Genomic DNA, 26,930 nt, shown 5'->3' with positions numbered 1-26,930 from the left:
TCTATTCCTTGGCGTTTTTGAAGAGCCGTAAGGTTATCTCTCTTTCCACCTTGTGATCAACCATCGGCTTGTGATAATCCAGTAAATTAAAACCACTCCATAGCCAAGGGTTATGAATAAACTTATTCGGTACCTCTTTAATTTCCGGTACCCAATGGCGAACAAAGGTGCCATCAGAGTCAAACTTTTCACCCTGACTGATAGGGTTGAAGATTCGGAAGTAAGGTTGCCCATCACAGCCCGTGGACGCCGACCATTGCCATCCACCATTGTTGGCAGCGAAATCGCCATCCACCAGCTTACTCATGAAGTATGCCTCTCCCCAACGCCAGTCAATATGCAGGTCTTTAGTTAAAAAGCTCGCCACAACCATGCGTAGACGGTTGTGCATCCAACCCGTCGTGTTCAGTTGGCGCATGGCAGCATCAACAATAGGGTACCCTGTTGTGCCTGTTTTCCAGCGTTCGAAAGCTTGCTCATCATAAGACCATTGAATCTTCTCTTCCCATGGAATAAAGCCCTTTCCTCTAACAAGCTTTGGTTCAAACACCAATAAGTGTTGGTAAAACTCTCGCCAGATAATTTCACTCAACCAAGTGGCTTTCCCTTCGGTGAGATCAGGAAGTGGGTTTTCTGCATAAAGCCTTGCGATACATTGTCTTGGCGACAGCGCGCCAATTGCGAGATAAGGAGATAACTGACTGGTTCCATCGACAGCAGGTAGATCTCTTTCTGCTTGATACGCATCGCTGCGCTCACGGGCGAACTCTCTTAGTTGTTGGACAATATCTGTAGTTGAGGCGTGCCAACGTTCGCTGGATTCGCGTGGGTAAGAAAAAGGCACATCGGAATGATAAATATCTGCTTCAACTGTCTGAAGCACGTCTTTGGACAGCTCGGCTTGCGGTTGTGGTTTGGACACCATTGGCATTTGGAATTTCAACAACCAAGCACGCTTGAATGGCGTGAATACCTTGAAGTATTCACCTTGCTTGTTTAATACCGTGGTTGGCGCATGAACACATTTGTCATGGAAAGCTTCGAACGTGACGTCGCTTTTAGCAAGAACCTCTGAAACCTCTCGGTCTAGCGCTTGTTCATTGACCTCGTAATGGATGTTCGCCATGACGCTTTCTACGTTCAGTGATAAAGCCCACCCTTTAATGACCTCGGTCACGTCGGAAAATTTGGGTACTTCTTTGTACAAAAGCGGGACATTAAGCTCTACAAGCTCTTCTTCAAGATGTGTCAAACGTCGTGCAATGAGATCCGCCTGCATGGGTGCCATGTGGTGTTCTTGCCATTGCTCTGGCGTTGCAACAAAACCGGCAACAACAGGCTGCCCAGAATCGAGAGCAGCCTTAAGCGCTGTGTGGTCTAACGTTCTTAGGTCACGTCGAAACCAAACCAGAATCATGTCGTCTCCTTACGAGGGTATTTTTAGGCAGCAAAGTGCAGCTTTTCTATCACTTCAGAAAACTGAATCTTTTCTGGAAGCTGCGTTTGCAGTGTGGTTAGCACTTCCACTTGCTTAATAGGCAGTGCTTTGTTTGAGAAGAAGTGGACGAATTGATAACGAGAGAGCACGTCATGGTCAATCAGACCAGAAACATCTTCTACTTTATCGATCAAAGTAATGTGATAGCCCTGTTCACACAGTTTTGCTGCTTGAACCCAACTTTCTGAATCACGTGCTTGGTCAAAGCTAAGCAGTAAGCATTTGCCTTTTGAAGACGCTTTGTTTTCAGAATCGACAACCAAGGCCAATCGAGTGATCAAACACGTTTGGAACAGCCCCAGTTGTAGGGAACGCTGCGAAACTTTAACTAAGTCTAACGCTTCGAAAACTGGGTTTATCAGCTGTTCTATAACAATGTTAAGTGGGTATTCCTTTAATACATCAGATAACAAGGTTTCCGTTTTGCCACGGTTGAGTTCGGACAGGGCTTTCAGCACAGCTTCGGCTTCTTCCAAGCGCTGAACGTCAGAGGCGACGTCAACATCAGACTCTTGACCCAATAATCCCTTAACTTTGCCAATCGCCACTCCCTTAGCAAGCCACCCTTGGATCTCACGGATCGTATCTAGGTCTTGTTGGCGGTATAGGCGATGGCCTTTTTCTGTTCTCTGAGGTTGAATCAAGTTATAGCGTCTTTGCCAAGCTCTCAGGGTGACGGGTTTTACGCCCGTCAACTCTGATACATCTCTAATTGCGTATAGTTTTTCTTCTTGGCTACAATCCATAACGTAGTCTCATCTCCTGCGGGTATGGTTCTAAATATTTTTGTTTTTGTAGGTACTCATCTGGGTACGCATTGAGATAGTGCTTAATTAAGGTTAACGGGGCAAGCAATGGTAACAGGCCAGTTCGGTAGTCACTGATAACCGTCGCTAACTCTGCTTTCTCATCACTGTTCAGCGAACGCTTAAAGTAGCCTTGTAAGTGCATCAACACGTTGGTGTTATTTTTACGGCTCGCTCGGTTTTGCAGTGCCTTCATTAGGCCAAGGCGATATTCGTTGTAAAAGTCTTCGATTTCATAGTTCGCAACATCAGCAACTAATCGGCCTAGAGATCGGTAAGATTCTGGGTGGTGCGCCATCAGTGTTAGCTTGTAACGAGAGTGGAACTCGATGATCTTGCCACGAGTTGGCTCGCCGCCCATCGACTCATAAAAGTCGTTCAAGCAGTAAACGCGAGTAATGAAGTTCTCTTTCAACACAGGGTCATTTAAGCGACCATCTTCTTCTACTGGTAACCACGGCATTTTTTCCATCAAAGTTTTGGTGTACAAGCCAATGCCTTCTTTCGCAGCACTGTTCTTGCTGTAAACCTTCACGCGTTCCATGCCGCAAGTTGGAGACTTAGCACACACGATGTAGCCGCACAGGTGTTCCCCTTGGAGCTCGTTCACTTTGTTTTCCGAGTACGTCAGCATTTTATCGGTATGATCGTTTTCGGGATTCTTTGTTTCGACCAATGCAATACGCTCTTCGTTGCTCACTAGACGAATGGTTGGGCGAGGCACTGTCATGCCAACACCGACTTCCGGGCATACAGGCACGAAGCTGAAGTACCCATCTAATTCTTTAGTAACGAAGTTGCTGATTTTGTGCCCAGAGTCGAAACGTACACGTTCACCTAACACACAAGAGCTGATACCTACTTTGATTGACGATTCCATGATGACGCATCCCTATACAAAATGTTTTGTTGTATAACTTATAGCAAGCCTTTCCAGATTGTACAAGAAAATAAATTGTACAATTTAACCGTTTTACTCACTTGTATAGGAATTCGATCAACTCGATTTCAGAAAAAATTTTGGCGAAGAAAGGAAGAATTTGTGCGCGCAATCGACAAACTGCTCAAAAGCAAATCGATTGCCTTTTTGCTTTCAACAGATTTAGTTATCAACAGAATATTTAAACACTAAAACCGACCGTTTTGTGACTTAACTCTCAAGTCCCCTTGCCCTGTCCCGATATTATGGCCTCAACGAAAACGAACAAGTTCAACAGAATTGGTAATAGCATTCTATAATTGATGCGTTTTACCTGAACAAACCTTTGGAGAGCACTTATGGCAACCCCACACATTAACGCACAACCAGGTGATTTCGCTGAAACAGTTCTAATGCCAGGCGACCCGTTGCGCGCTAAATACATCGCAGAAACGTTCCTAGAAGATGTGAAACAAGTTTGTGACGTTCGCAACATGTTCGGCTTTACTGGCACTTACAAAGGCAAGAAAGTTTCTGTAATGGGCCACGGTATGGGTATCCCATCTTGCTGTATCTACGTACACGAACTCATCGCTGAGTACGGCGTGAAAAACGTTATCCGTGTAGGTAGCTGTGGTGCAGTACGTGACGACGTGAAACTAATGGACGTTGTTATCGGTATGGGTGCATCTACAGACTCAAAAGTTAACCGTATCCGTTTCAACAACCACGACTTCGCTGCAATCGCTGACTACGGTCTTCTAGAAGAAGCGGTTAACCAAGCACGTGCTCAAGAAGTACCAGTTAAAGTTGGTAACGTATTCTCTGCAGACCTGTTCTACACACCAGAAGCAGACCTGTTCGAGAAGATGGAAAAACTAGGCATCCTAGGTGTAGACATGGAAGCGGCTGGTATCTACGGCGTTGCTGCAGACCTAGGCGCGAAAGCTCTAACTATCCTAACAGTTTCTGACCACATCATCCGTGGCGAAAAACTAAGCTCTGAAGAGCGTCAAAAGTCGTTCAACGACATGATGAAAGTTGCTCTAGAAACAGCAATCAACATCTAAGAAACACCTAAGTAGTAAATAGCAGCCGGGGCCTGACCGGCTGCAAGAATTATCCCGAGGGGGCGATTGTGTCTAACGGCGAACTGCCAAGGGACGCAGATGGGTTACAACTCAACTTTTGTAAAACATTGGCGTGTGACAACTTTGGATTGAGTGATGCAAAGCGATACGTTTTGCAACATGCTAACCCTAAACGTCCGGCGATGGTATGCCGTGAGTGTGGAGCTTTCCCCCCCTTACTTAATAACCGCGATGTAGTGAACGAACTTCATCGTCTGCGTCACGTCCACAGTGACGGGTTACCTGCTTGTCGCAACGATGACTGCGATAACTTTGGGCTTTCTGTCCATACTCATAAACACCTCTATCACGCTTTCGGTTACAGTGGCGATCGCCAACGTTACCGCTGCAAAGTGTGCCAAAGTACTTTTGTCGATAAATGGTCTGGTGCCAACAAAAAGCTTCAATTCCAAGAGAATTTGATGGGCTTGTTGTTTACTGGTTATTCCGTTCGTGAAATCTGCCGTAAACTCAGCATCAACCCAAAAACCTTTTACGATCATGTTGACCACATCGCTAGCCGCTGCCGACGCAAACTGGCGACGATTGATGCACGCTGGGTAAACCACGCTGAGCATTATGAGCTCGCATCAAACTATGTCGCGCTGCAGCCAAACAGCAATAATGGCGTTTACTGGATTGCTTCAGGTGAAGCACATTCGGGTTATATCCTTTGTCAGCATGTGAATTACTCTTCTGATGATGAGCCAGTCGCTACACTGGATCACAACCCATACGATGAAGTGTCTCGCTTTGTCTCACAAGAATACACAGCAGAAGCGAGTGAACCGCCACCAGCACCATCTAAGAAACTGCGTGAGCGCATCGATCAGAAATATCAAACCATCTTGGCTCGTGGCAACGTTGAAGATCCTTTGGGTAACCTTTCGGTGTTCCATTACCCATCCAAGGGCGCTTTGATTCGTCCGCCATACACTTCTTACGCACACTATCTTCATGTGCTAGATATGTGCTGCCCTGAGAAGCGCGTTTCTATCTACATGCCTCAAGATCCCCTGCTCCGCTCTGCTGCGTTGAGCGTTTGTTTGTCTCGTATCCAAGAGAAAAATGTGGATCTAATGTATGTAGAAGAAGACGCGATTTGGGACATGAGTGCGCCATTTGGCAAAGTAGACATTGCCTACATGAGTTGGTGGCGAGATCGCTGGGCGATTTCTAGCCAGTATGAGTGTAACAAGGGTATTTGCTATTTGGCTGGCGATAAAAACGAGCCAGAAGCCTGGTTTAATGTGGCAACAACACGTCACATTCAGTTCTATCAAAACCGCTTCCAACTGTTGTTTGAGAGCTTCATCAACGAGCCACGTCGCAAATTACGACCTGCCGGGATATTGCCTCTTTTAGATATATTCAGAGCTTGGCATAATTTGTGCTATCAGGATAAGCAAGGACTTACTGCTGCTCAAAGACTGAAGGTCACAGACGCACCGCTAACGATCAAACAATTGTTGTCATGACTATTTAACAGTTTACTCATTTATGAGTGGTAAGTAAGTGTTGAACACGGTATACATTACAGTATCCGATTCCTTATTGGTGTGGCCATTTTCCACACCAATACGATAAACGCATCTAACCACTTGTTTTTAGGTGTAAATTCCAGTTCGATAGTCATGGATGTGAACGTTGGATAAAAGCCAAATTCAGCTCGAGGCCGAGCTCAACGCCCTTGAAGGCCAGATAAAATCTGATCCCGAGCGAGCATTCCGAATCGCAGAACAGTGCCGTATTCGTGCAGAGCAAATTCTATTTGTCGATGGCGAGATCCGCGCACTTATCATCATGTCGCACGCATGCTGGTGTAGCATGGACTATCGTCATGGCCTAAAGCTGATTAAAGACGCTTACAATATTCAAATTCAACTCGATACTGACGATCACCTTCCAGAAATTCTCCACCTGTTCGCGCTTCAATATTGGGGACAAGCAAAGTATTACTCCGCTCAGCAATATTGGATTAATGCCCTTGAGCAATCGGCCTTGGTCGACGACATCGAGATTCAAATCGAAGCCTTAATTGGCCTAGGCAATGTTTGGCGAATCACTAACGAACATAAGCTTGCCGCTTCCACGCACGAGCTTGCGGTTAAAGTGGCAAATAACGTCCGTATTGCTTGGTTAGAAGGGAAAGCAAGAATCCTGCTGGCTTGGGATTACTATCTACTCAACAACTTTGTTGAAATGCTCACCGTTTTAGACGGCGCAACCGAAGTCCTAAGAGATCATGAAGACAGCACTTGGCAAGCCGAGATATGGGATTTTAAAGGTCTTGCTCTTCTTGGTTTAGAACGCCTCGATGCCGCAGAAGAAGCAACCCAAAAAGCCCACCAGCTCGCGATAGAGCAAGACCTGACTTGGATGAAAGCCCACTCTTTCATCAGCCGAGCAAGACTGGAATTACTGCGTAAAAACACCGAGAGCGCAGCAAAACTTTTGCAATCCGCCGAACAATCCGCGCTAGCGTTTGATAACGGTGAGCTGCTCAGTCAAATCTGCTTCCAACAATCAAGAGTTGCCGAAGAGCAAGGCAATTATGAGCTCGCTTTCCAAGCGTTTCAAAAATATCGCAAACATGCCCTCAAGATGCTTAAAGAGCAGACACACCGAGTCAGCATGGACAAAGCTCGTGGCTCAAAACGCCAGTTAGAGCAGCGAGCAAGAAAACTCATCAACCGTATTCGTGCTCAACATGAATACGACCCAGAAAAGCAGTTCTCAAATGTGGTGTCAGAAACCTATTGGTGGGAACAACTGGTTCTGTTTAAGACCGAATTAAAACGCTCGAATCATGCGATCATCATGATCCGTCACTCCGATCCAGCGTTTCTCGACATCTGTACCGAATTAGTCCATTCGCTCACTACGTCTAGTGATCTTATATCTCGCTTGAGCAGCGACCGTCTGGCGATGTTGATTGCTGAAAAGGATCAAGCCGCTGAAGATCTCTACCGCACCGTTTGCGCTATGTTAGACATCTACCCTTGGAAGCGTCGCGGTTTAACTGGCCCTAAACCGACCCTTTATCTACAGGACATCCTAACCTTCCCGTTCACATTAGAACAGTTGGAAGAGAGCCACATTGAGGTAATGAAGAATGGAACAACTGCTTAGTAAGGTCACCGATGCAGGCATGGATCCCTCTTCAGTCACTGGTGAAGAGGCGTTGATCTTGTGGGAACACATTCGCCTACACATTGCTTCAACCAATCGAGAGAAAGCGCATTGCTATATCATCAGTGCCGAGTATCGCAGCAAGATTAAACAGTTAACTGAAAGCATCGAAGAGTTACGCCACGCGCTCGATTTACTCAAACTGCCAGAGGACGTCGAAGACATTCTTTCGGTGAAATCGAGCTTGAGTGATCGCTTGGTCGAGAAAGGCGACTACAACGCGGCATTAACCGAGTACATCTCTTCCTCCAATATATCGGTGGAATACGGTTACATTGACGAGTACGTATTGGCCATCATTGGGATGGGCAATCTGTGTGATGCGTATGGCGATCATAATCGTGCTCTACGCTACTACCAAAAGATCGATGCGATTGATCATGCGATTGGTAGCCGTTCGCTGAGATTGCGTTACAAACTCTATATGTTGGCGTGTTATATCAGCCTTCAGCGCATCGGCGCGGCGACAGACTTGCTTAGCGAGTGTGAAGAACTGAGCATCTTGGTTAGTGATAAAAACCTAACTGGTCAGATTCATTTATACCGAGCCAAACTGCACCGTTTACAAAAAGAGTACAACGAAGCGCTGCTTGCCATCTCTCAAATCCAGTACGCAACCGGTAAGCAGCACACATTCTGGCTCTCAACCATGGTAAAAATCGAGACGGCTTACTGCTTGAATGAAGTCGGCCACCAATCGCTGTCAAACCTACTGTTGGCCTCGACTGGCAAACGTATCAACGAACATTCTTCACCACTGATTGCGAACCGCTTTTACAATGCAATGAGCCAAGTGTGTTCATCGCAAGGCTTGTTCAAAGAGGCACTCAATTACGAGAAGAAAGCGTTTCGCGTCGAATCTGACTTGGTGAAACACATTCCAATCAGCGAACTAGGGCCTGCACAGTTGCGCCGCCTGACTCGATTTGAATTACAACTCAAACTAATCCTTTCAGAGATTGAAAACAAAGAACTGAAAGAGACGACCCAACAACACAAAAATACGGTAGCCCAGTTGCAACAAGACGTGTTCACAGACCCTCTGACGTCTCTGCACAACCGACGTTGGTTGGAAGTGAAGCTCAAAGATTTACTGCTGCACGACACGCCTTTTGCCTTACTGGTTATCGACATTGATCACTTCAAATCGATTAACGATGAGCTCAGCCACTTAGTGGGTGATAAAGCCATTGTGAACGTTTCGAAAGAACTCTCCGGTTACTTTAAATTCCGTGGGTCTTCGTGTGTACGCTTTGGTGGAGAAGAGTTCTTGGTGATTCTTGAAAACACCGAAGTCGCTAAGGCTGAAATGCACGCTGAAAACTACCGTGAGCGCATTTACCAGTTTGGTTGGCATGAAATCTTGGGCGAGCGCGGCTTGACCGTCTCCATCGGCATCACCTTACATCGCGAAGGTGAAAACACTCAACGTACCTTCTATCGTGCCGACAAAGCTCTGTATCGCGCGAAAGCCAACGGCCGAAATCAAGTGTGTACTGAGTTATAAGCCAGCTCTCAACGATATACAAAGCTCTGCCCCACAAACCAAACTCTGAACAATAAAAAACGCCCCAGCTCAAACTGGGGCGTTTTTTATATCTTGCTTCCACTTGCTAAGAGAAAGGCTTAAAGAAAGAACAATGAAATACCGCCCAGCGCGACTAATGTTCCTATTACACTCTTCACGCCAACCTTTTCACCTTTGATCGCATAAATCACTAAGATAAACAGCGGGCTTGTAGCGATTAAAGTTTGCGCTATCGCTGGGTTGGCGTACTTCAACGCAATCTGTTGTAGCCAAAGGGCGAGAAAGGTCCCGACAAAAATCGCCAATAACAACCATCCCATTGCTTTGTTACCCATCTCTTGAATGTGCTGCTTGATGCCTTTAAACGGTGCAGGCTCAACGACTTTAATCACCAAGCAAACCGCTAACACACCAATGCTGAGCCTGATTAAGGCACCAAGCAACGGTGGAAGATCACCTGCCACCAACGCATAGTGAGAAATCACAACACCTGAGGCTTGGCATACACTCGCCAACAGGCCAAATCCAATGCCGCTCCAATTTGTTTCTTCGCCTGAAGAAGAAGGTTGAAAGACAACAAAAGTCACCGCTGCGGTTGTCACCACCACGCCAAGCCAACTTTGTAATGTCAGTTCTGAACCAAGAAACACCAAAGCAAGCACGCCCGATAACGGAGGAGCAAGAGACTCCAGCAATAAGGTTTTGTTCGGACCAATGCGCTTCAACGCAGCGAAGTAAGCACTGTCGCCAATGGCAATACCAATCACACCAGAAACCGCTAATACAGCGAGATGTAATGGTTCAATTTGTGTTGGTATACCCTGCGGCAAAAATGGCATGACCACCAACATCATCGCCGACGCAATAACGCCTTTGACAATGTTCAACTGCATCGCCGAAAAGCGATGACTGAACTGACTGTATATCCATGTGGCAACCGCCCAAACGACCGCCGCGCAAATTGCAGCAATCTCACCTGAATATTGCACTGCTTACTCCTTCGTATTGCATGCCGTATCTCTCAATAACAGCGCATCGAGTTATAAATAACTTGATTCACTTATTGTTTCATCAAATACTTAAACAGTTAATTTACGTAAGTTTTTCTATTTAGCAACAAGCACAGGGAAGTAAGATGTTTCTAGACTATTTTGCACTTGGGTTACTCATTTTCGTTGCTTTGGTTATCTTCTACGGAATCATTGTGATTCACGATATTCCTTATGAAATAGCAAAAGAGCGCGAGCATCCTCACCAAGACGCTATTCATTACGCTGGCTGGGTAAGCCTTTTCACACTTCACGCCCTTTGGCCTTTCCTTTGGATTTGGGCGACATTATGGCGCAAAGAACGAGGCTGGGGCTTCAAACAACTCGAACAAGAAACGCATGATATCCATCATCGCCTCGAAGAGCTAATAGATGAAGTCAACGAATTGAAAAAAGAAGTCTCTACGCTGAAAGGCGAAAAGCCAGCGTCAAGCACTCCAGCACAAAAAGAACAAGGTAAGGAGGAACAATAATGGATTTACTACTGGTTCTGACTTACGCCGCGTTATGTATCGCGATTTTCAAAATCTTCAATATCCCATTGAACAAATGGACAGTTCCAACTGCTGTTCTTGGTGGTGTGGTGTTGGTCGGTACACTTATCTTGCTGATGAACTACAACCATCCGTTCACGCAAATTGGTAACCAAGTCTTCTCAACCACACCCGTCGTTTCTGGCGTTCGTGGCCGAGTGATTGAAGTACCTGTTCAACCAAACCAACCATTGCAGAAAGGTGATGTACTTTTCCGTATCGATCCGATTCCATTCCAAGCGGAAGTAGATAAGCTACGTGCGAAAGTGAAAGAAGCCAGCCAAGGTGCATTGGGGCTAGAGTCTGGCGTTCAAGAAGCGGAAGCAGCGGTCATCAAAGCACTTGCTGAGCGTGATAAAGCGGAACGCGAATTCGACCGTTACCAACGTGGTTTCGATCGTGGTGCCTTCACCGAGCAACAATTGGATACTCGCCGTCAGGCATTTAAAGCGGCTCAAGCGACGCTTGAAGTTGCTCAGTCCAAACGTGAACAAGCACAAATTGCGTTGGACTCTGAAGTCGGCGGAGAAAACACTCAGGTTGCTTCACTATTGGCCGAATTACGCCAAGCGGAGTTCAACCTCGATCAAACCGTCGTGAAAGCACCAACCGACGGCTACGTGACTCAGTTAGCATTGCGCCCGGGCGTAATGGCGGTACCGCTGCCACTTGCTCCTGTGATGACTTTCGTTCACACCGAACAAAAACTGTACACCGCCGCGTTCCGTCAAAACTCTCTGCAACGCCTAGAACCTGGCTTTGAAGCCGAGTTCATGTTCCGTGCATTACCGGGACAAGTGTTCAAGGGTAAGGTCATCGAAGTGCTTCCTGCCATCGCAGAAAGCCAATTCCAAGCACGTGGTGCGCTACTGGGTACCGATGCGCTCCGCACCAGTGGTCGTGTGTTTGTTACTCTGCAAATCACTGATGATCTGACTGAGTATCACCTACCACTCGGTACTGCGGTTGAGGTCGCGGTTTATTCAGATAGCTTTACCCACGTTTCTATCATGCGAAAAGTCCTTATCCGCATGAAGAGCTGGCAAAACTACCTATACCTAGACCATTAATTTAATGGCGAAAAACGCATCAAAAAGTGTAATCAGGGGCTGACAGTCAGCCCCTGTTTTCATTCTAGCCATCCAGACAGATAGCATTCCCACTTTTATCAATATTCTGTATAATGCGCGCCTTATTTTTGATGCTTGCTGAAAAACTAAGCCAGTCAATGGGATGCGTGAATCCAATCACACATTTCTTGAAGAAAAACAGAGCAAACAATAAGCAGCTTGGTTGTTTCCTAACTTTGTTACACAATCAGCGCTATAAAACAAAGCAAGTGAACGTTCTTTAAAATCGACAATTGAACTGAGGTTATCTATGAATCTTTCTGCTAAAACCGTAGTGGTTATTGCAATCGGTGCTGCGCTATACGGCATCGGCGGTTTGCCAATGTTTGGCATTCCTGTGTTTGCAAACACGACGCTGAAACCAGCAATGGCGGTATTGGCATTGTTCTCAGTGTTATTCGGCCCTCTTGTAGGCTTCTTGGTTGGCTTCATTGGCCACTGGGTTACTGACCTATTTGCAGGCTGGGGCGTATGGCTAACTTGGGTACTTGGTTCAGGTATTGTCGGTTTAATTATCGGTCTTTTCCCTTCTCTAACACGCAACCGCTTAGAGAAAGGTGACTTCAATATGAAAGATTTCGCGTTGTTCGTGGTGCTTGCTCTATTGGGTAACGTATTTGGTTACGGCTGCTCAGCCTTCCTAGACACCATCTTGTATGCAGAACCGTTCACTAAGGTATTTACACAGCTGTCGATCATCGCACTGGGTAACACCATTCTTATTGCTATTGTTGGCTTCTTCATTCTTAAGTCTGTCGCAAAACGTAACAAGCAAAGCCGCAACTTAACAGAGGCTTAATGTCGAATGACAATCGAATTTTCTAACTTCTCTTTTAGATATGAGTCGCTGGACAAACCGACGCTAAAAAATATCAATCTAAGGATAGAGAAAGGAGAGAAAATCGTCATTATCGGTCCAAGTGGTAGTGGTAAATCTACCCTTGGCCAATGTCTTAACGGACTGATCCCACACGCTATCAAAGGGGAAACCAGTGGTAAGTTGACCATCAATGGTCAAGATACCGCACCTTTTGACATGCACCAATTCACCGAACAAGTTGGTACCGTACTGCAAGATACAGACAGCCAATTTGTTGGGTTGAGCATTGGTGAAGACATCGCATTCGCGTTGGAAAACCAATTGATGTCTAACATCGACATGTACCCATTGGTCAAAGCAACGGCCAAAATGGTCGATTTGGAACAGATGTTAGATCGCTCCCCTCACGATTTATCAGGCGGTCAGAAACAACGCGTTTCTTTGGCGGGTATTTTAGTCGATGACGTCGACATCTTGTTGTTTGACGAACCACTTGCTGCCCTTGACCCGAAGACGGGCAAAAAGACCATCGAGATTATCGATGATCTGCACCGTGAAACGGGCAAAACCATCATCATTATCGAGCACCGTCTTGAGGATGTACTGCACCGCTCTGTTGACCGTATCATTCTGATGGAAAGTGGTGAAATCATCGCAGATACCACACCAGATGAAATCTTAGCGTCCCCGCTTCTTGAAGAATACGGTATCCGTGAGCCTCTTTACCTTTCTGCTTTGAAAGAAGCAGGCTGCGCGATTGAAGGCGATGCAAAGCCATCGAGCTTAAGCACATTGCCATTGGCACAATACCAAACCGCCGTTAGCGCATGGTTTGAAGCCTCAAAAGCAACCAATGTTGAAAAGCAAGCCGAGACTCTTCTGGCTGTTCGTAACCTTATCTATTCATACGATGGTGAGAAAAACGCACTTGAAGACGTTAGCTTCGATGTAAAACGCGGCGAATTCGTTTCGGTGTTGGGTAAAAACGGCTCTGGTAAATCCACCATCACTAAGCTTGTGATGGGCGTGATTGAACCAGACCAAGGTTCGATGATCTTGAACGGCCAAGACTTAAACGAGCTAACCATTTTCGAACGCAGCCAAAAGGTTGGCGTGGTAATGCAAAACCCAAATCATATGATTTCGCATCACATGATTTTCGACGAAGTGGCTTTCGGCCTGCGTAACCGTGGTGTTGAAGAGAAACAAGTCGAAGCGAAGGTATTGGAAGTCCTTGAGCTGTGTGGTTTGAGCAAGTACCGTCATTGGCCAATTGAGGCATTAAGCTACGGTCAGAAGAAGCGCGTAACGATCGCATCGATTCTTGCCTTAGAGCCTGAGCTTTTGATTCTGGACGAGCCTACTGCTGGACAAGATTACCGTAACTACACATCAATGCTGAGCTTTATCGAGAAACTTAATCGTGAACTTGGCATTACGGTGATGATCATCTCTCATGACATGCACTTGGTCTTGGAATACACCACTCGTTCCATCGTGATTGCCGACAGCAAGTTGATTGCTGACGCACCAATGACCGAAGTGTTTAGTTCCCCAGCACTGTTAGACCAAGCGAACTTGGCGACGACTAGCTTGTATGAACTGGCTACTGAGTTAGGCATTAAGAACACGAACGACTTTATGCAGCACTTTATTGACGTTGAAAAAGCGCGTCGAGAGCATGAAAACAACGCCGATGTACAAACTTCAGAAGCTCAAGATTCACAAAATAATGATGCTAAGAACATTGAGAAAGTAGTGGCATGAAAGACAACAAGATGAAGTTTGGTATCAACTACATCGATACCCAATCGCCACTGCACAAACTCAATGGCATTACCAAATTTTTGATGTTCATTGCGTGGGTAACGGTGGTACTTACAACCTTTGATTTGCGCATCATTGCTCTACTGATCGTTGTAGGTCTTGGTTTGTTAAAAATGACCAAGGTACCTTTCCATGTGTACAAACCTTTACTGATCGGTACAGGCAGTGTTTTGTTGATTAATGCGCTGTTTATGTTCGCATTAGCGCCGCAGCAAGGCAGTGAATACATGGGCTCAACAACGGTATTGTTATCGTTACCGGGTAATTACTCACTCACCCAAGAGACCTTGTTCTATTTGGTTACCGTGACACTGAAATACTTCAGCATGTTCCCAATTGCTTTGGTGTTTGTGTTTACTACCCATCCTACTGAGTTTGCGGCAAGTTTGAACCGTATGGGTGTGCCTTACAAAATTGCTTATGCCGTCAGTTTGACCTTGCGTTACTTGCCCGAAGTGAAGAAAGACTTCGTCAACATCATGCACGCTCAACAAGCCCGTGGTGTTGAACTGAGTAAGAAAGCGCCGTTGTTTACCCGTATGAAGAACGTTTCTAAGATCTTAGGCCCTTTGATTTTCTCTAGCCTAGATCGCGCTGACCAAATCTCTAACGCGATGACATTGCGTGGTTTTGGTCGTCATTCTTCTCGTACTTGGTACAGCCTAAAACCGCTGACCAAAGCCGATATGGTGTGTATGGCAGGCATCGTCGTGATTGTTGCCGCAGCGATTAGCAAACGCGTCATAGACACTCAACTGTTTTGGTATCCGTTCTAAACGAACCAGTCTCACGTTGAAAACCGAATACAAAAATGGGATGCCTCTGCATCCCATTTTTATAACCAGTTTTCGCGTTAAGTTATTGAGTAGTAAGCACTAACTTAGTTCCATCTCAACACACGTGTTTCATTACCCTCTCCCGGCTTAGCTGGGATATTCAAAGACAGTAACAAGCTCACTGCAGCCATAGCGGCACCGATGTAAAACACGCTTGAAGGTGAAACCAACCAAATCACACCAAAGGTTACCGGAATCACGACAGCAGCAATGTGGTTGATGGTAAACGCCACACCAGCGGTTGATGCCATATCTGCCGGATCGGCAATCTTCTGGAAGTAAGTTTTGATTGCGAGTGCCAGCGCAAAGAACAAATGGTCAATCACGTACAATGCTGCCGCCCACTCCGCGGTTTGCACTAAACCGTAGCCGACGAAGACAAAAATCAATCCCACATATTCAAACATCAATGCTTTGCGCTCACCAACGGCTCCGATAAAGCGACCAATACGTTTAGCAAACAGGAAGTTGAACAAATAGTTGATTAAGAAAAGCAGTGTGATGTCCGCTGCCGAATAGCCAAACTTCTCCACCATCAAGAAACCAGCGAAGACCGTGAAGATTTGACGGCGAGCACCACTCATAAAGGTCAATGCATAGTAAAGCCAGTAGCGCTTACGCAGCACCAACTTTTTGTTTTGTGGAACTTCCGTTTTGAATTCAGGGAACGCAAACGCCATCACCATGATCAGGATAAAACCTGTGCCGCCTGCTAATAAATAGACCGTCTTAAAATCCAACTTCAGCTGTTCTAGCAGTACCCAAATCGCACCATAGGTAATTAAAGATGCCAACGCCCCAACCGAGATAAACTTACCCAACATCTCTGGCGCTTCTTCTTTAGAAAGCCATTGTAAGGACAAAGATTGCTTCAGTGTTTCGAAATAGTGGAAGCCAGTCGACATCAACAAGGTAGTAAAAAGAAGTCCAAACAAAGATGGGAAGTAACCTGTGATTGCCGTGCCCAGTGTCAGCATGGCGAGCGAGACCAACATAAAACGTTGCTCGCGGATAAACAGCAAAACAAAGACAACAGTGAAAGCAAGAAAACCGGGAATCTCACGCACACTTTGCAGTAAACCGATGTCGGCACCATCAAAGTTGGCTTTTTCGATAACGAAGTTGTTCAGTAGCGCCATCCAAGTGGAGAAGGCAATAGGAACAATAATGGAAATCAGCAGAAGAAAGTTTTGTGGCGTTCTCCAACTTTTCTGTGGCGTATTCATGATGAGTCCTTAGGATATGAAGCCGCCATCATACCGCCAAATGTAACAAATTCGCAATATCATTATTATTTATTTACTTTCTGTTTTTCACTTAAATTTCCGAAAGTTAGAATAAAAAACCGCCTCTAAACTTGCGTTTTAAAAGCGGCTATGTCGTTATTTTTTAAAGTTTATTTTACAAAAAATCTTTATGTACTTTGATGATTGCCTTACGAACGGATGCAGGTCCTGACTCTGTAGCAACCAATGGGCGATGTGGTTGCCCCGGATAGAAAATAATGAACTCTCCGGCTACCACTTTTATGAACTTCTCATCAACCAACTGTTCACTAAAGGCCACGTCTTTGTCTGCTAGTAGGTCTTCTTCTATTTCCGCAAAAGGGTTCAAACTGTAGCCAAATACTTCTTCACCTTCGAGTAGGATTTGTACATCGAGATAGTTACGGTGGATCTCAGAACGTCTGTTTTCAAGTGGCTGAGTTTGATCTTCAACCACCATCATAAAAGCCGATTCTCCAAATAACTCATACTTACCATTTTCAATCGGTGTGCTGAGCTTATCTTTTGCTATCTCAATGACGCTTTGCAACTTAGGAGATAAATAAGAAAGGAACGTTAAGTGTGCTAAATGTCCGGTGTACATAAATGCCTCAAGTAAATAAAACAAGATATATTTGTAATACAAATGAACTTATTCTACTTACGAAGACTTGTATGCTTGCCAGATCACAAAACCGTGAATTCATGCCTCTAGCTTTTTAACCTTTTTAGGCGTCAAAACTCAACATAAGCCATTGATATAAATTAAAAACAAAAACATAAAATTTAATTCACTAGAAGAAACTGAGATCCGACAACACATTTGGGGAATTTTTTCATTGCAAATTCCAGACGGGCGAATATTATAATGACCATATAATCATACAATAGTATATTTTAGGAGTTAGATATGACAAAACCTGTGATTGGTTTCATTGGACTAGGTCTAATGGGCGGCAACATGGTTGAGAACCTACAAAACCGTGGTTACGAACTAAACGTAATGGACCTGAACAAAGAAGCGGTTGCAGCGTGTGTTGCTCGTGGTGCGAAAGAAGCAAGCTCTGCAAAAGAACTGGCTGCAGCAAGTGACATCGTGATGCTTTGTCTAACCACTTCAGAAGTTGTAGAAAAACTGGTTTACGCAGAAGACGGTATCCTAGCAGGCATCAAAGAAGGTGCAGTGCTGATCGACTTCGGTACTTCTATCCCAGCTTCTACTCGTAAGATTGGCGCAGATCTAGCGGCAAAAGGCGCAGGCATGATTGACGCACCTCTTGGCCGTACTCCTGCTCACGCAAAAGAAGGCCTACTAAACATCATGGCTGCTGGTGACATGGATACCTTCAACAAAGTGAAGCCAGTACTTGATGAACAAGGCGAAAACGTATTCCACCTAGGCGCACTAGGTTCTGGTCACGTGACGAAGCTGGTAAACAACTTCATGGGTATGACAACAGTAGCAACCATGTCTCAAGCGTTTGCAGTTGCAAAACTTGCTGGTGTTGATGGCCAACAACTGTTCGACATCATGTCTGCAGGCCCATCAAACTCACCATTTATGCAGTTCTGTAAGAACTACGCAGTTGATGGCAATCCAAACCTAGGTTTCTCTATTGCTAACGCAAACAAAGACCTTGGTTACTTCCTAGAGATGGTAAAAGACCTAGGTACTGAGTCTCTTATCGCTGAAGGTACTTCTGCAAACCTACAATCAGCGCTAAACGCTGGTCTAGGTCAATCTGACGTACCAGTAATCTTCGACTACTTCACTAAGCTAGAGAAGTAATTCGGATTGAGCCTTACTGCGCAAACGTCGCAGTAAGGCTACTTTACTCTTCCCACTCCAACTTTCTATTCCCCACTTTTTCATCACGATTCTTCATATCTAGCACGTCTAAACGGTTAATATAGAACCTGATGCACGTTCGGGTGCTTCTTGTTCACCCCATGCAGCGTTATACTGTCTTCTATCAATGGTCACAGTGGCATACGCCTCCGCATTTTTTAGTTTGATATGATGAAAAAACAAGTCCTATTTCTTTGCACTGGTAACTCCGCTCGCTCGCAACTTGCCGAAGCGATCTTTAACCACATGGCAGGAGACCGTTTTCATGCTGACAGCGCAGGCGTTCACCCAAGTGAAGTCGACCCAAGAGTGTTTGAAGTTTTAGATGGGCAAAACATCACGAGTGAAGGGCTTCGCTCTAAAGATTATGCGGAAGTTGAAAGCAAGCACTACGACTTTGTCATCACCTTATGTGACAACGCAAAAGATGAATGTGTTATTTTCGAGCAAGATGTCGATCAGCTGCATTGGAATCTTGTTGATCCCAAACCACTGGAAGGCGTTAAGCCATTTAACAATACCGCCAAAGAACTGATTGAACGCATCAGCCTATTTTTGCTCCTCAACAGCGAAGAGAATAACACGCATGTAGACCCAAGCAGCTTCTTTAAACTGATGAGCGATCCGCTACGCTTGAAAATATTAATGCTTTTGGAAGACGAACAAGACTTGACGGTCACGGATCTTAAAAACGCGTTAAATGAAAGCCAGCCGAAAGTCTCTCGCCACTTAGCATTATTGCGCGATACCACGTTCTTAAAAGACACACGCCAAGGGCTTTGGATTCATTACCGTTTATCGCCATCTTTGCCAATGTGGATCAAGCATTTACTGCAAACGGTTCGCGTTGGTAACCCTGGTATCATTAACGTTGAGAAATCGCGCTTAAAAGCCGCGCAACAGAACGAGCAATAAGAGCTTCACTCCCACCACACCGCTACATTTAATCCAGAGACACTGCTGAGTATTTTTATTTGAAGCAGTGTCACCTTGTCATCGTTTCGTCAATTCCATTGCTTGGTAATTACCCAAGCCCAACAAAAATATAAACCATTGATATATTTAAATAATAAAGCGCAATCCTTCCGCTTTTGGGTATAACCCATACCTCTTGGTTTTAGATGAGCAAAATAACCATTTCTCTGTTGGGCATTGACCAAAATCGCTTTATTTAAGATGCCTTTTTGAACACACAGGCAAACGATATTGTAAGTATCTTGCTACTACGGTCCCGACTCCAGCTGGTAGCAGTTTGTGACTCCACATAAGCCTTGCCCACCTACCACTCCATAGGTGGGCTTTTTTTTCAAAAATGCAGTGTGTAGGCATTCCAGACCGATATGTTTTAAAGGTGATAACTTCGGCCAGTATTCATTGAGATATCATCTGAACATCAGCCAAACAACTGGCTCAATCAATATTTCATCTTTGATAATCGGGAATACCCATGCGAAACGCTAAAATCGCGAAGACCGTTTTGTGGGTTGTGGTCAGCAGTTCGATACTTTGGCGGCAGCTAGTCAGCATGGACTACTTGCTCCATTAGACAAGCAGACCGCACACCTAGTGATAATGAGGTGAAGCCTCATCGAAAGCCCTTTTCTCACGGAAGAGAGAGGGCTTTCAACTTTCTATAGCAACCTGAACATCTATAGTCATCTGGATGATGAACAATCTTGGGAATGCCTAAATCCTTTTTAGTACCGATGCTAAATTAAGCACCGAATTGAGAGATTAGGATTCATGAGATGAAATACGCATTTTCAGTGATGTTATTGTCACTGCTTCCTGTGGTCGCAAACGCTGGCCCTATCGACCCGAAATGTAGCCCTAAGAAGCTGGCTAACGGTGTAACGAAGGTTGTAGGTAACCGTTGTACGCTTGATGAGACGATCGCGGATACTACGAAAGAAGCGCTAGGCGTCGACCATCGCGTTAACCCTAAGAAGCGACTAGAAAGAAAAGGCCTTATCAAAGACGAAAAGTCGGACTAAGCGCCCACCTTCCATTCCTTCCTAAAATGGCCAGTGTTTATCGACACTGGCCATTTGGTTTTAGCTCAACCGAAGCCCCCTCGCCTTTAATGGTCGTAGGCCCAATATCAAAGCGGCATGCTTCGCCACTAAGGTAAACGGTATTCAATAGATTGTGCTCTTGATAAGTGACTCTGACTTGAGACTCCATAGGAGCAACAACGATGATGTCAACTTCACGTCCAGTGGGTTGAGCTTGGTTAACACAACCAGCGCTAAGTAAAACAAGAGGAACTAAGAGGCTTTTCATAACAATAGAGTCTTTCATTCACGTTATAACAGTCAAAAAAAACCACCCAGGTACGAGGGTGGTTAATAAAAAGGAATACGCTATTTCTATAACAGTGATGAATCTTAATTAAGCTCAATAATATTTTGATGGCATCGAAAAATTAAGCAAAACTAGACTGCCTACCAGCTAAACGCGCTCTTTGTTCTATTACTCTTTGTTTTATTACTCAATGTTCTTCACATTCAGTCGATTATGGAACTCAAACACCTTTTCAGGACAAACATCTAAACAACGCCCGCAACTCATGCAGGTTTGATCCATCACGCGACGGTCGCCTTCTTTTAACGGTTGACGCAAAATCTCCGGCTCGGGGCAAACATAAAAACAATCCATGCACTTAGTACAGTCTTCTCGGCGCACGGCAGTGACTCGCATTAAACTCTTGCTACCAATCACACTGTATGTTGCTCCCAGTGGACACAAGTGACCACACCAGCCGTGCTCAACTAGCAATAAATCCAACACAAACACCAATAAGATCAAAACCCAGCCAGCGCCCATGCCAAATACCAAACCACGATGCAGCGCCGCAACAGGATCCAGCCAAGTCCAGAGCACTGAACCCGAAATAGCGCTGCCAAGCATCAATGCGGGAATTAACCAGTAGCGAATATTTGGCGACCAACGATAACTCGCTTTGAGATTGAGTTTTCTGCGCAGCCACGCAGCAAAATCCGTCACGATATTGAGTGGGCATACCCAAGCACAAAAAGCGCGCGGAGCAAGAATCGCGTAAAACACCAACACAATCGCTACGCCTAGGAAAGCGTTAAACTCTGGAATATGACCTGTGGCGAGAGACTGTAATACAATCAAAGGATCGCTCAGTGGCACCGTATTAAGCAGCATACTGGAAGATAAATTGCCTTGCAGAATGCCCCATGTTGGCCCTGCCATAAATAGAACAATGATGGTCAGTTGGCATAATCGACGTAGAATGAGAAAACGATGCGCACGCCACCAGCCCAGTTTTTCGATGGCTTCTTTGCCAGCATCTTGCGCTAAGTTCTTGGCCATTATTGACCTCCTTTGAGCGACTCAAGCGCACCACTTGGTACTGGATTATCTGCTGGTAAGACATTTTCAAGCGGCTTGTCGATTTCTTGCCAGCCAAAGTTGTAGTGACTACCAACCTTACCTTTGGCGAGATCGGTCGGCACCACTTTGATCGCTGCCACATCAAGCACGCAAGCTTGTTCGCATTTGCCGCAGCCCGTACACACATCAGAATTGACGGTTGGGATCAGTTTCGCGTGATAGCCCGTTCTGTCATTACGAATATTCTCCAATGTGATCGCTTCATCGATCAGCGGGCACACACGGTAACAAACATCACAACGTAAACCTTGCCAGTTGAGGCAGGTTTCGTGGTCGATCAGCACAGCCGTCCCCATTCTCGCATCGTCTATATCGGTGAGGTCATGATCCAGCGCACCGCTAGGACAAGCCACGACACAAGGAATGTCTTCACACATTTCGCAAGGAATATCGCGCGCAGTAAAGTACGGTGAACCAGTGGCAACTGGGGATAGCAGACTCGCAAGCTTCAAAGTGTCATAAGGGCATGCCTGAACACACAGCCCACAACGAATACAGGCAGACTCAAAATCACCTTCTGGCAAAGCGCCAGGCGGGCGAATAGGCACACCTTTAGTTTCGCGTGCTTGGCTCTGCAAAGACTGCAATCCAAGAACACACGCTGCCGCACCCACACCAGCGGCGGTACGGGCAGTGTCACGCAAGAATCGACGTCGACTTTGCGAGACTTTTGACTGAGAGGATTTCATTATTATTTTCCTCAAACACGCTCTAATTGCTCTTAAATAAGTTAAGCATAAATAGCGCTAAAAAGGCGTGCTCCCCATACCCCATAAGAGGTAACTCCAACCTGTCTTGATTAAAATCAACTCGTTGCAGATACCAACTTCACACTTTGATAAAAATGGCTTTATTTTAGTCAATACAACTTCACCATTATTCTCCATAAAGGTGAACTTTCTTAGTACAAAAATTCAACGGAAAATCACTCTCATTGGTATTTTCAATGATAATTCACTATGAAAAGTGAAAGTTAGAGGTTCGTAACATACTAATTTAAAAGCTATTTGAAGGGTAAAAGTAAAAAATGCTATTCAAAGTGACGTTCTCTGGTTAGATTGAAGTTAATTCCAACAAACCACAGGAGAGAAGCATGGAAATTATCGTTCGTCCAACCACTGTTGAAGACGCCGCTGCGCTAGTCGAAATTTATTCGCAACCAAAAGCACAACGTGAAACCCTGCAACTCCCTAAGCCATCTCTCAAGATGTGGGTTGAGCGACTATCGAGCATGCCAGCTGGTGTGTATAGCTATGTTGCAGAAATCGATGGCAAGGTAGTGGGAAACATTGGATTTCATCATTCACTGCGCCCGAGAACTTCGCACACCGCCTCGTTTGGCATTGGTGTTCATGACAAGTTTCACGGCTTAGGCGTTGGAAGTGCGTTGATTAGTACGGTGACAGAACTGGCCGATAACTGGTTAAATGTAAGACGTATCCATATCGAAGTGAATGCCGATAACGACGCTGCAATAGGCTTGTACAAGAAGCACGGCTTTGAGATTGAAGGTGAGTTTGTTGATGCCTCTTTCCGAGACGGTGAGTTTATCAACACCTATAGCATGGCTCGCATTCGAAAACCGAAAAACTAACAGTTATCCACCTTGATAAAACTCCCGCTTTTTCACTATGAAATCCAGCGGGAGTTTTTATTTACTGCTTCAAGTCCAAATAGTCTAACGCTCGTTTCGTCAACGATTCGGTATAGGAGTTAATCTTCCAGTGACTAGGACTCCAGCCTTTCACAAAGCGCTGAAAATCCGCCCAAGCAACAGCGAACAATGGTCGCCATTCTTGCTCAACCACAGAAACATCAAGCTCAGGTTGATAATGTTTAAGTGCACTATCTAGGGCGTCAAAGTAGGTATTCAGCACCCAAGGTTCCACCTCTGCACACTGATCCGGTTCGACAGCACTGCTCATGAACAGCGCCACGTCTTTCATCGCGCAGCCATGACCTACATACTGAAAATCTACTGCAGCAACAGCTGAGCCTTCATCATCAAAGCAAAAATTGGCCAGCTTGGCATCCCCATGAACCAGTGTTTGAAAGCGTGCCTGATGCAAAGTGCAGTCAATCATCTCCGAGTGTTGCTTGAGCCTGTCATCTTGCAGTGCGGCCAATTCATCAGGTCTTGTGTCCAAATGCCAATAGGTGCCTGTTGGCCATAAAGTGTCGTCACTAACACCAATGTAACGGGCATGGAAGTTTGCCAACCAAACCAAGCAGGCTTTCAAGTGTGCTTTACTCGCCTCTTTAATCACGTTTGGATAACCGGCTTGAGCGAGGTCTTCCATCACAATCAGCCATTCATTTTCGTTCTGAAAACACTTGAGCCCTTGCGGGATTCGGCAACGTTCGTCGGCCTGTTTGCTAAAGTGCTGATACCAACTGACTTCAACCTGATAAGAATGCAGCTTACGTTGATGGGAGCGATCGGTGTTCCAACCACGCGGATGTTCCGATGGTTTAGGAAGTTGAACGTGTTTAACGATGATCGAGCGGCACGGAAAAGTCAGCCGAACTAACTCACCATAACCACCCCATAGAGATTGAATCACATCGATGCGTTCAAGCGAACCTAGCTTGAGCTCGTCACCGATGTTTTGATAAAGCGGATTGTTCATTGGCTCCATTATGCGAGTAAATGCGCCCATTCAGGGTGTGTTGCCATGTATTTAATCACGTAAGGGCAAACGGGTACAACGCGATAGCCTTGTGCTTCAATCTCTGGCAAGACGGCTTCCATCATCACTTTGCCATAGCCTTTACCGCGCACTTCCTCAGGTATCAGCGTGGATGTTATGTGCATCTCTTGTCCATCAAGCTTATAAACCACTTTTGCTTTGTGGTCTTGCTCTAAATCGACCCCAAAAATTTGGCTTGTTGTGTCTTGTGTCACTTTCTGCATTATCCGTGCCCCACTTTTCACTCGTGCTTTATTGAAACCAGCTATGTGACTGCATAGAATGATATCCACGCAATAGTCTAGTCATTTAGTACTACCATAACATAGCGCAAAACCGTCTTCTCACATTAGGTACGACAATAATAATGAGAAATATGATGACGAGTGCAAGGGACAATCGTTCGTCTCTTACAAATAAAAAAGCACCAGAACGTCAGGCAAGCACATTAAACAGCACCGATGCAATGGCAATGGTGGAACATGGAAGTGAAGTGACACTTAACGTCACCACGCCAGTAGGCACCAAGTTCATCACCACCAGCACATTTATGGGCTGTCATTCCAACAATACCGCGCTGATTGAGCTCCCAAATATCTCCGACGAGGATTTGAAGTTTTACTTTCAAGAAGGCTTCTGGATTAACGTAAAAGCCTATTCCCATCGTGGTGAAGGAGCCGTGATCCCTTTTCGAGCCCAGCTTCAACACCGTTTGGGCGACCCATACCCATTATTGGTGCTGAGTCTGCCTAACACCATGCAGGTTTATCAGCTGCGAAAAGAAGTGCGATACGAAGTGAATCTGCGCAGCCGCCTTCAGTTCGAGCAATACCGAGCAGAATGTGAAATACGAGACCTTTCCAAGAGTGGCTGTAGATTTGTTACCTCACCGATGAGTAGAACGCTCCAAGTCGGTGATCTTGTCACGCTTGACATAACGATGCCGGGTAACGGACGCATGTTAGCGCCACTAAAAGGGCGAATCTGTAACTTACAGAAATCGACACACTACGCACGATACGGAGTCGAGTTTGATGATTTCGGGAAAGCAAACGCCAAAAACCTTTTAAGTCACCTCAAATTTGATGGCACCAAGCTAACTTTGAAAGGATAAACCAGTCCATATCCAGCGTATGAAGCACTGCGTTCAAGTAGCCTAATTAGTTCAAATAACCCTAAGGCGTTCAAATGCCCCTAAAATGAAGAAAACCCCTTACCACACGGTAAGGGGTTTTGTTTTACTAAGAAAAAGGCGGGATCTTAGAAAACAATTTGACTTAGAAGTCGTAACGTAGACCTAGTGCTAGTTCGTCTTGCTCGTCAGAACCTTCGTTGTCCATTAGGTCGAAGTTGTATGACGCGTAGCCACGGAAGTTAGGCTTGAAGTAGTAAGTTACGTCAACTGCTAGGTTATCGACGCTGTCGTCGTTATCTTTCTCTGCTTTGTTGTACGTAGAAGTGAACACTGTTTGGCCCATTGTGTATGCTACAGCTAGCTCATAGCCTTTGTAGTCAACGTCACCAGACGCAGGAACCACATTAGTATCTTGATCTAGGTTGTCACCACCAGTGTAAAGACCAGAAACGTAGAAGTTACCAACAGTATAAGCTGCTGCTAGCATGAACTCGTCATCTTCGTTCTGATCTGCGTAACCAGCACCAATCTCGAAACCAGTGTCAGCAAATGCGTAGATTGCTGATAGAGAGAAACCATTCTCATCGTTATCACCAAAGCCATTTGCTTCTTTAGTGCGGTCAGCAAAACGGTAGCTTGCACGCAATGCTAGTTGCTCGAACTGGCCAGCGTAAGAAACCATGTTGTCTGTACGGTCAGCCACTGCTAGTTTGTAAGCCGCTGTATTACCGTGGTAAGCCATGATATCAGTGAAGTCAGTGATAACACCTAGTGCACCGTCGTTTTTACCGTAAGTGATTTCACCGTACTTGCCACCAAGACCTGCGTAAGCATAACGAGTGTCTAGTTCACTGTTGCTCTCACCTTTTGCGTTTTCGTCCACAGCGCCCTTTTCATTTGTGCGGAATTCACCTTCCCAAAAACCAACACCGTATAGGCTATCGCTGATTTCTTGTTTGCCTAGGAAGTTAAGACGAATACGAGAAGCATCTTCTGCTTTGCCATCCATCATAGAGAGACGCGCTTCAGCACGGCCGCCCATTTCTAGTGATGTACCGTCTTGGTTGTACAATTCTGAAGCGACAACTTGAGATCCAGATGCCATTAGCGCCACTGCTACAGCTAAAGTTTTCAATTTCATTTATAGTTTTCCATATCTTTGTTTTGTCATCATTTTCTCACCAGAAAACAGGACTTTTCTGTACCAACGAGAAAACGGGCGGCATCGTAGCAGCTGCTATTTTTAACGCAACAAGTTGAATACACAGCCTTAATTGAACAAAACACCACTGGAGATGAC

The 26,930-nt window shown here is 45.4% G+C and carries 26 protein-coding genes; 14 read left to right on the top strand and 12 right to left on the bottom strand.

What is annotated here, in order from left to right:
* Position 1 precedes the first annotated feature (1 nt).
* Genes phrB through KIT90_RS03515 form a run of 3 tightly spaced genes read right to left on the bottom strand, consistent with a single transcriptional unit; the run spans position 2 to position 3,184 of the window.
* Positions 2-1,417 (bottom strand): deoxyribodipyrimidine photo-lyase, encoded by a 1,416-nt coding sequence (gene phrB / locus KIT90_RS03525; protein WP_285375297.1) that lies wholly within the window; start codon positions 1,415-1,417, stop codon positions 2-4.
* Between the two features lie 23 nt (positions 1,418-1,440).
* Positions 1,441-2,244 (bottom strand): MerR family transcriptional regulator, encoded by an 804-nt coding sequence (locus KIT90_RS03520; protein WP_285375295.1) that lies wholly within the window; start codon positions 2,242-2,244, stop codon positions 1,441-1,443.
* Positions 2,234-3,184 (bottom strand): DUF523 and DUF1722 domain-containing protein, encoded by a 951-nt coding sequence (locus tag KIT90_RS03515; protein ID WP_020197886.1) that lies wholly within the window; start codon positions 3,182-3,184, stop codon positions 2,234-2,236. The genes KIT90_RS03520 and KIT90_RS03515 overlap by 11 nt, the downstream gene beginning before the upstream one ends.
* A 398-nt stretch (positions 3,185-3,582) precedes the next feature.
* Here KIT90_RS03515 and deoD point away from each other — a divergent pair, with 398 nt between their 5' ends.
* From deoD to KIT90_RS03495, 4 genes are all read left to right on the top strand, one after another.
* Complete coding sequence (gene deoD, locus KIT90_RS03510; RefSeq protein WP_005441106.1) at positions 3,583-4,293, top strand: purine-nucleoside phosphorylase; 711 nt, start codon at positions 3,583-3,585, stop codon at positions 4,291-4,293.
* Positions 4,294-4,361: 68 nt separating this feature from the next.
* Complete coding sequence (locus KIT90_RS03505) at positions 4,362-5,831, top strand: hypothetical protein (RefSeq protein WP_005441107.1); 1,470 nt, start codon at positions 4,362-4,364, stop codon at positions 5,829-5,831.
* Between the two features lie 169 nt (positions 5,832-6,000).
* Complete coding sequence (locus tag KIT90_RS03500) at positions 6,001-7,485, top strand: hypothetical protein (protein ID WP_009704947.1); 1,485 nt, start codon at positions 6,001-6,003, stop codon at positions 7,483-7,485.
* Positions 7,469-9,052 (top strand): GGDEF domain-containing protein, encoded by a 1,584-nt coding sequence (locus KIT90_RS03495; protein ID WP_009704948.1) that lies wholly within the window; start codon positions 7,469-7,471, stop codon positions 9,050-9,052. The genes KIT90_RS03500 and KIT90_RS03495 overlap by 17 nt, the downstream gene beginning before the upstream one ends.
* Before the next feature lie 119 nt (positions 9,053-9,171).
* On the opposite strand, the gene KIT90_RS03490 is transcribed toward KIT90_RS03495, so the two are convergent.
* Positions 9,172-10,062, bottom strand: coding sequence for a DMT family transporter (locus KIT90_RS03490; protein WP_285375284.1), 891 nt, complete (start codon positions 10,060-10,062; stop codon positions 9,172-9,174).
* A 146-nt stretch (positions 10,063-10,208) separates the two neighbouring features.
* Here KIT90_RS03490 and KIT90_RS03485 point away from each other — a divergent pair, with 146 nt between their 5' ends.
* From KIT90_RS03485 to KIT90_RS03465, 5 genes are all read left to right on the top strand, one after another.
* A complete protein-coding gene (locus KIT90_RS03485) occupies positions 10,209-10,595 on the top strand; it encodes a DUF3302 domain-containing protein (RefSeq protein WP_005438987.1) in 387 nt (128 codons plus the stop codon).
* Positions 10,595-11,725, top strand: coding sequence for an HlyD family secretion protein (locus KIT90_RS03480; protein WP_285375280.1), 1,131 nt, complete (start codon positions 10,595-10,597; stop codon positions 11,723-11,725). Before KIT90_RS03485 ends, KIT90_RS03480 begins: the two co-directional genes overlap by 1 nt.
* Positions 11,726-12,035: 310 nt before the next feature.
* On the top strand, positions 12,036-12,584 hold the full coding sequence (locus KIT90_RS03475) for an ECF-type riboflavin transporter substrate-binding protein (RefSeq protein ID WP_005432209.1): 549 nt from the start codon (positions 12,036-12,038) through the stop codon (positions 12,582-12,584).
* Between the two features lie 6 nt (positions 12,585-12,590).
* Positions 12,591-14,372 (top strand): ABC transporter ATP-binding protein, encoded by a 1,782-nt coding sequence (locus tag KIT90_RS03470; RefSeq protein WP_285375277.1) that lies wholly within the window; start codon positions 12,591-12,593, stop codon positions 14,370-14,372.
* Positions 14,369-15,208, top strand: coding sequence for an energy-coupling factor transporter transmembrane protein EcfT (locus KIT90_RS03465; RefSeq protein WP_020197879.1), 840 nt, complete (start codon positions 14,369-14,371; stop codon positions 15,206-15,208). The genes KIT90_RS03470 and KIT90_RS03465 overlap by 4 nt, the downstream gene beginning before the upstream one ends.
* 104 nt (positions 15,209-15,312) lie before the next feature.
* Here KIT90_RS03465 and KIT90_RS03460 read toward each other — a convergent pair whose 3' ends face one another.
* Together KIT90_RS03460 and KIT90_RS03455 are read right to left on the bottom strand one after the other, a co-directional pair.
* Positions 15,313-16,494 carry an MFS transporter gene (locus KIT90_RS03460; RefSeq protein WP_005438997.1) on the bottom strand — a complete coding sequence of 394 codons (1,182 nt, stop codon included), beginning with the start codon at positions 16,492-16,494 and terminating at the stop codon, positions 15,313-15,315.
* Positions 16,495-16,669: 175 nt separating this feature from the next.
* Positions 16,670-17,137, bottom strand: a complete 468-nt coding sequence (locus KIT90_RS03455; RefSeq protein WP_285375273.1) for a YhcH/YjgK/YiaL family protein — start codon at positions 17,135-17,137, stop codon at positions 16,670-16,672.
* A 306-nt stretch (positions 17,138-17,443) separates the two neighbouring features.
* Between KIT90_RS03455 and KIT90_RS03450 the strand changes: the two genes are divergently transcribed.
* The 3 genes from KIT90_RS03450 (at position 17,444) to KIT90_RS03440 (ending at position 20,376) form a co-directional block, all read left to right on the top strand.
* Entirely contained in the window at positions 17,444-18,322 is an 879-nt protein-coding gene (locus KIT90_RS03450; protein ID WP_005438999.1) for an NAD(P)-dependent oxidoreductase, read from the top strand.
* A gap of 228 nt (positions 18,323-18,550) precedes the next feature.
* Positions 18,551-19,297, top strand: a complete 747-nt coding sequence (locus KIT90_RS03445; RefSeq protein WP_045413219.1) for a metalloregulator ArsR/SmtB family transcription factor — start codon at positions 18,551-18,553, stop codon at positions 19,295-19,297.
* 833 nt (positions 19,298-20,130) lie between these two features.
* The gene (locus KIT90_RS03440; protein ID WP_005439002.1) at positions 20,131-20,376 is read left to right on the top strand and encodes a hypothetical protein; all 246 of its coding nucleotides are present in this window, start codon (positions 20,131-20,133) and stop codon (positions 20,374-20,376) included.
* Positions 20,377-20,413: 37 nt separating this feature from the next.
* Here KIT90_RS03440 and KIT90_RS03435 read toward each other — a convergent pair whose 3' ends face one another.
* The 3 genes from KIT90_RS03435 to napG all read right to left on the bottom strand — a co-directional run bounded on the left by KIT90_RS03435 (position 20,414) and on the right by napG (position 22,494).
* Positions 20,414-20,665, bottom strand: coding sequence for a hypothetical protein (locus KIT90_RS03435; RefSeq protein ID WP_009704957.1), 252 nt, complete (start codon positions 20,663-20,665; stop codon positions 20,414-20,416).
* A gap of 204 nt (positions 20,666-20,869) precedes the next feature.
* The gene (gene napH / locus KIT90_RS03430; protein ID WP_045413222.1) at positions 20,870-21,724 is read right to left on the bottom strand and encodes a quinol dehydrogenase ferredoxin subunit NapH; all 855 of its coding nucleotides are present in this window, start codon (positions 21,722-21,724) and stop codon (positions 20,870-20,872) included.
* Complete coding sequence (napG, locus tag KIT90_RS03425; protein WP_005439014.1) at positions 21,724-22,494, bottom strand: ferredoxin-type protein NapG; 771 nt, start codon at positions 22,492-22,494, stop codon at positions 21,724-21,726. The genes napH and napG overlap by 1 nt, the downstream gene beginning before the upstream one ends.
* Before the next feature lie 404 nt (positions 22,495-22,898).
* Between napG and KIT90_RS03420 the strand changes: the two genes are divergently transcribed.
* Positions 22,899-23,399, top strand: coding sequence for a GNAT family N-acetyltransferase (locus KIT90_RS03420; RefSeq protein ID WP_285375270.1), 501 nt, complete (start codon positions 22,899-22,901; stop codon positions 23,397-23,399).
* Between the two features lie 61 nt (positions 23,400-23,460).
* Here the strand turns inward: KIT90_RS03420 and KIT90_RS03415 are convergent, their stop codons facing one another.
* Together KIT90_RS03415 and KIT90_RS03410 are read right to left on the bottom strand one after the other, a co-directional pair.
* Entirely contained in the window at positions 23,461-24,444 is a 984-nt protein-coding gene (locus KIT90_RS03415; RefSeq protein WP_285375343.1) for a phosphotransferase, read from the bottom strand.
* Positions 24,444-24,719 carry a GNAT family N-acetyltransferase gene (locus KIT90_RS03410; RefSeq protein WP_285375268.1) on the bottom strand — a complete coding sequence of 92 codons (276 nt, stop codon included), beginning with the start codon at positions 24,717-24,719 and terminating at the stop codon, positions 24,444-24,446. Before KIT90_RS03410 ends, KIT90_RS03415 begins: the two co-directional genes overlap by 1 nt.
* A 152-nt stretch (positions 24,720-24,871) precedes the next feature.
* Here KIT90_RS03410 and KIT90_RS03405 point away from each other — a divergent pair, with 152 nt between their 5' ends.
* Positions 24,872-25,609: a flagellar brake protein gene (locus tag KIT90_RS03405; protein WP_370736490.1), complete on the top strand. Its 738-nt coding sequence runs from the start codon at positions 24,872-24,874 to the stop codon at positions 25,607-25,609.
* Between the two features lie 163 nt (positions 25,610-25,772).
* On the opposite strand, the gene KIT90_RS03400 is transcribed toward KIT90_RS03405, so the two are convergent.
* Complete coding sequence (locus KIT90_RS03400; protein ID WP_199453962.1) at positions 25,773-26,771, bottom strand: porin; 999 nt, start codon at positions 26,769-26,771, stop codon at positions 25,773-25,775.
* Between the last annotated feature and the right edge of the window lie 159 nt (positions 26,772-26,930).

Source organism: Vibrio sp. B172a (assembly GCF_030248355.1).
In the GTDB taxonomy this organism is placed as follows: Bacteria; Pseudomonadota; Gammaproteobacteria; order Enterobacterales; family Vibrionaceae; genus Vibrio; species Vibrio owensii.
The sequence above is the reverse complement of the archived record's forward strand: the minus strand, read 5'-3'. Positions and strand labels throughout refer to the sequence as shown.

Excerpts from the sequence above, each read along its gene's own strand:
- KIT90_RS03440 (WP_005439002.1), top strand. The coding sequence starts at position 20,131 with ATGAAATACGCATTTTCAGTGATGTTATTGTCACTGCTTCCTGTGGTC.
- KIT90_RS03415 (WP_285375343.1), bottom strand. The coding sequence starts at position 24,444 with ATGGAGCCAATGAACAATCCGCTTTATCAAAACATCGGTGACGAGCTC.
- KIT90_RS03450 (WP_005438999.1), top strand. The coding sequence starts at position 17,444 with ATGACAAAACCTGTGATTGGTTTCATTGGACTAGGTCTAATGGGCGGC.
- KIT90_RS03445 (WP_045413219.1), top strand. The coding sequence starts at position 18,551 with ATGATGAAAAAACAAGTCCTATTTCTTTGCACTGGTAACTCCGCTCGC.
- KIT90_RS03495 (WP_009704948.1), top strand. The coding sequence starts at position 7,469 with ATGGAACAACTGCTTAGTAAGGTCACCGATGCAGGCATGGATCCCTCT.
- KIT90_RS03410 (WP_285375268.1), bottom strand. The coding sequence starts at position 24,719 with ATGCAGAAAGTGACACAAGACACAACAAGCCAAATTTTTGGGGTCGAT.
- KIT90_RS03460 (WP_005438997.1), bottom strand. The coding sequence starts at position 16,494 with ATGAATACGCCACAGAAAAGTTGGAGAACGCCACAAAACTTTCTTCTG.
- KIT90_RS03400 (WP_199453962.1), bottom strand. The coding sequence starts at position 26,771 with ATGAAATTGAAAACTTTAGCTGTAGCAGTGGCGCTAATGGCATCTGGA.
- KIT90_RS03515 (WP_020197886.1), bottom strand. The coding sequence starts at position 3,184 with ATGGAATCGTCAATCAAAGTAGGTATCAGCTCTTGTGTGTTAGGTGAA.
- deoD (WP_005441106.1), top strand. The coding sequence starts at position 3,583 with ATGGCAACCCCACACATTAACGCACAACCAGGTGATTTCGCTGAAACA.
- KIT90_RS03470 (WP_285375277.1), top strand. The coding sequence starts at position 12,591 with ATGACAATCGAATTTTCTAACTTCTCTTTTAGATATGAGTCGCTGGAC.
- KIT90_RS03405 (WP_370736490.1), top strand. The coding sequence starts at position 24,872 with ATGATGACGAGTGCAAGGGACAATCGTTCGTCTCTTACAAATAAAAAA.
- KIT90_RS03435 (WP_009704957.1), bottom strand. The coding sequence starts at position 20,665 with ATGAAAAGCCTCTTAGTTCCTCTTGTTTTACTTAGCGCTGGTTGTGTT.
- phrB (WP_285375297.1), bottom strand. The coding sequence starts at position 1,417 with ATGATTCTGGTTTGGTTTCGACGTGACCTAAGAACGTTAGACCACACA.
- KIT90_RS03420 (WP_285375270.1), top strand. The coding sequence starts at position 22,899 with ATGGAAATTATCGTTCGTCCAACCACTGTTGAAGACGCCGCTGCGCTA.
- napH (WP_045413222.1), bottom strand. The coding sequence starts at position 21,724 with ATGGCCAAGAACTTAGCGCAAGATGCTGGCAAAGAAGCCATCGAAAAA.
- KIT90_RS03485 (WP_005438987.1), top strand. The coding sequence starts at position 10,209 with ATGTTTCTAGACTATTTTGCACTTGGGTTACTCATTTTCGTTGCTTTG.
- KIT90_RS03455 (WP_285375273.1), bottom strand. The coding sequence starts at position 17,137 with ATGTACACCGGACATTTAGCACACTTAACGTTCCTTTCTTATTTATCT.
- KIT90_RS03520 (WP_285375295.1), bottom strand. The coding sequence starts at position 2,244 with ATGGATTGTAGCCAAGAAGAAAAACTATACGCAATTAGAGATGTATCA.
- napG (WP_005439014.1), bottom strand. The coding sequence starts at position 22,494 with ATGAAATCCTCTCAGTCAAAAGTCTCGCAAAGTCGACGTCGATTCTTG.
- KIT90_RS03465 (WP_020197879.1), top strand. The coding sequence starts at position 14,369 with ATGAAAGACAACAAGATGAAGTTTGGTATCAACTACATCGATACCCAA.
- KIT90_RS03475 (WP_005432209.1), top strand. The coding sequence starts at position 12,036 with ATGAATCTTTCTGCTAAAACCGTAGTGGTTATTGCAATCGGTGCTGCG.
- KIT90_RS03480 (WP_285375280.1), top strand. The coding sequence starts at position 10,595 with ATGGATTTACTACTGGTTCTGACTTACGCCGCGTTATGTATCGCGATT.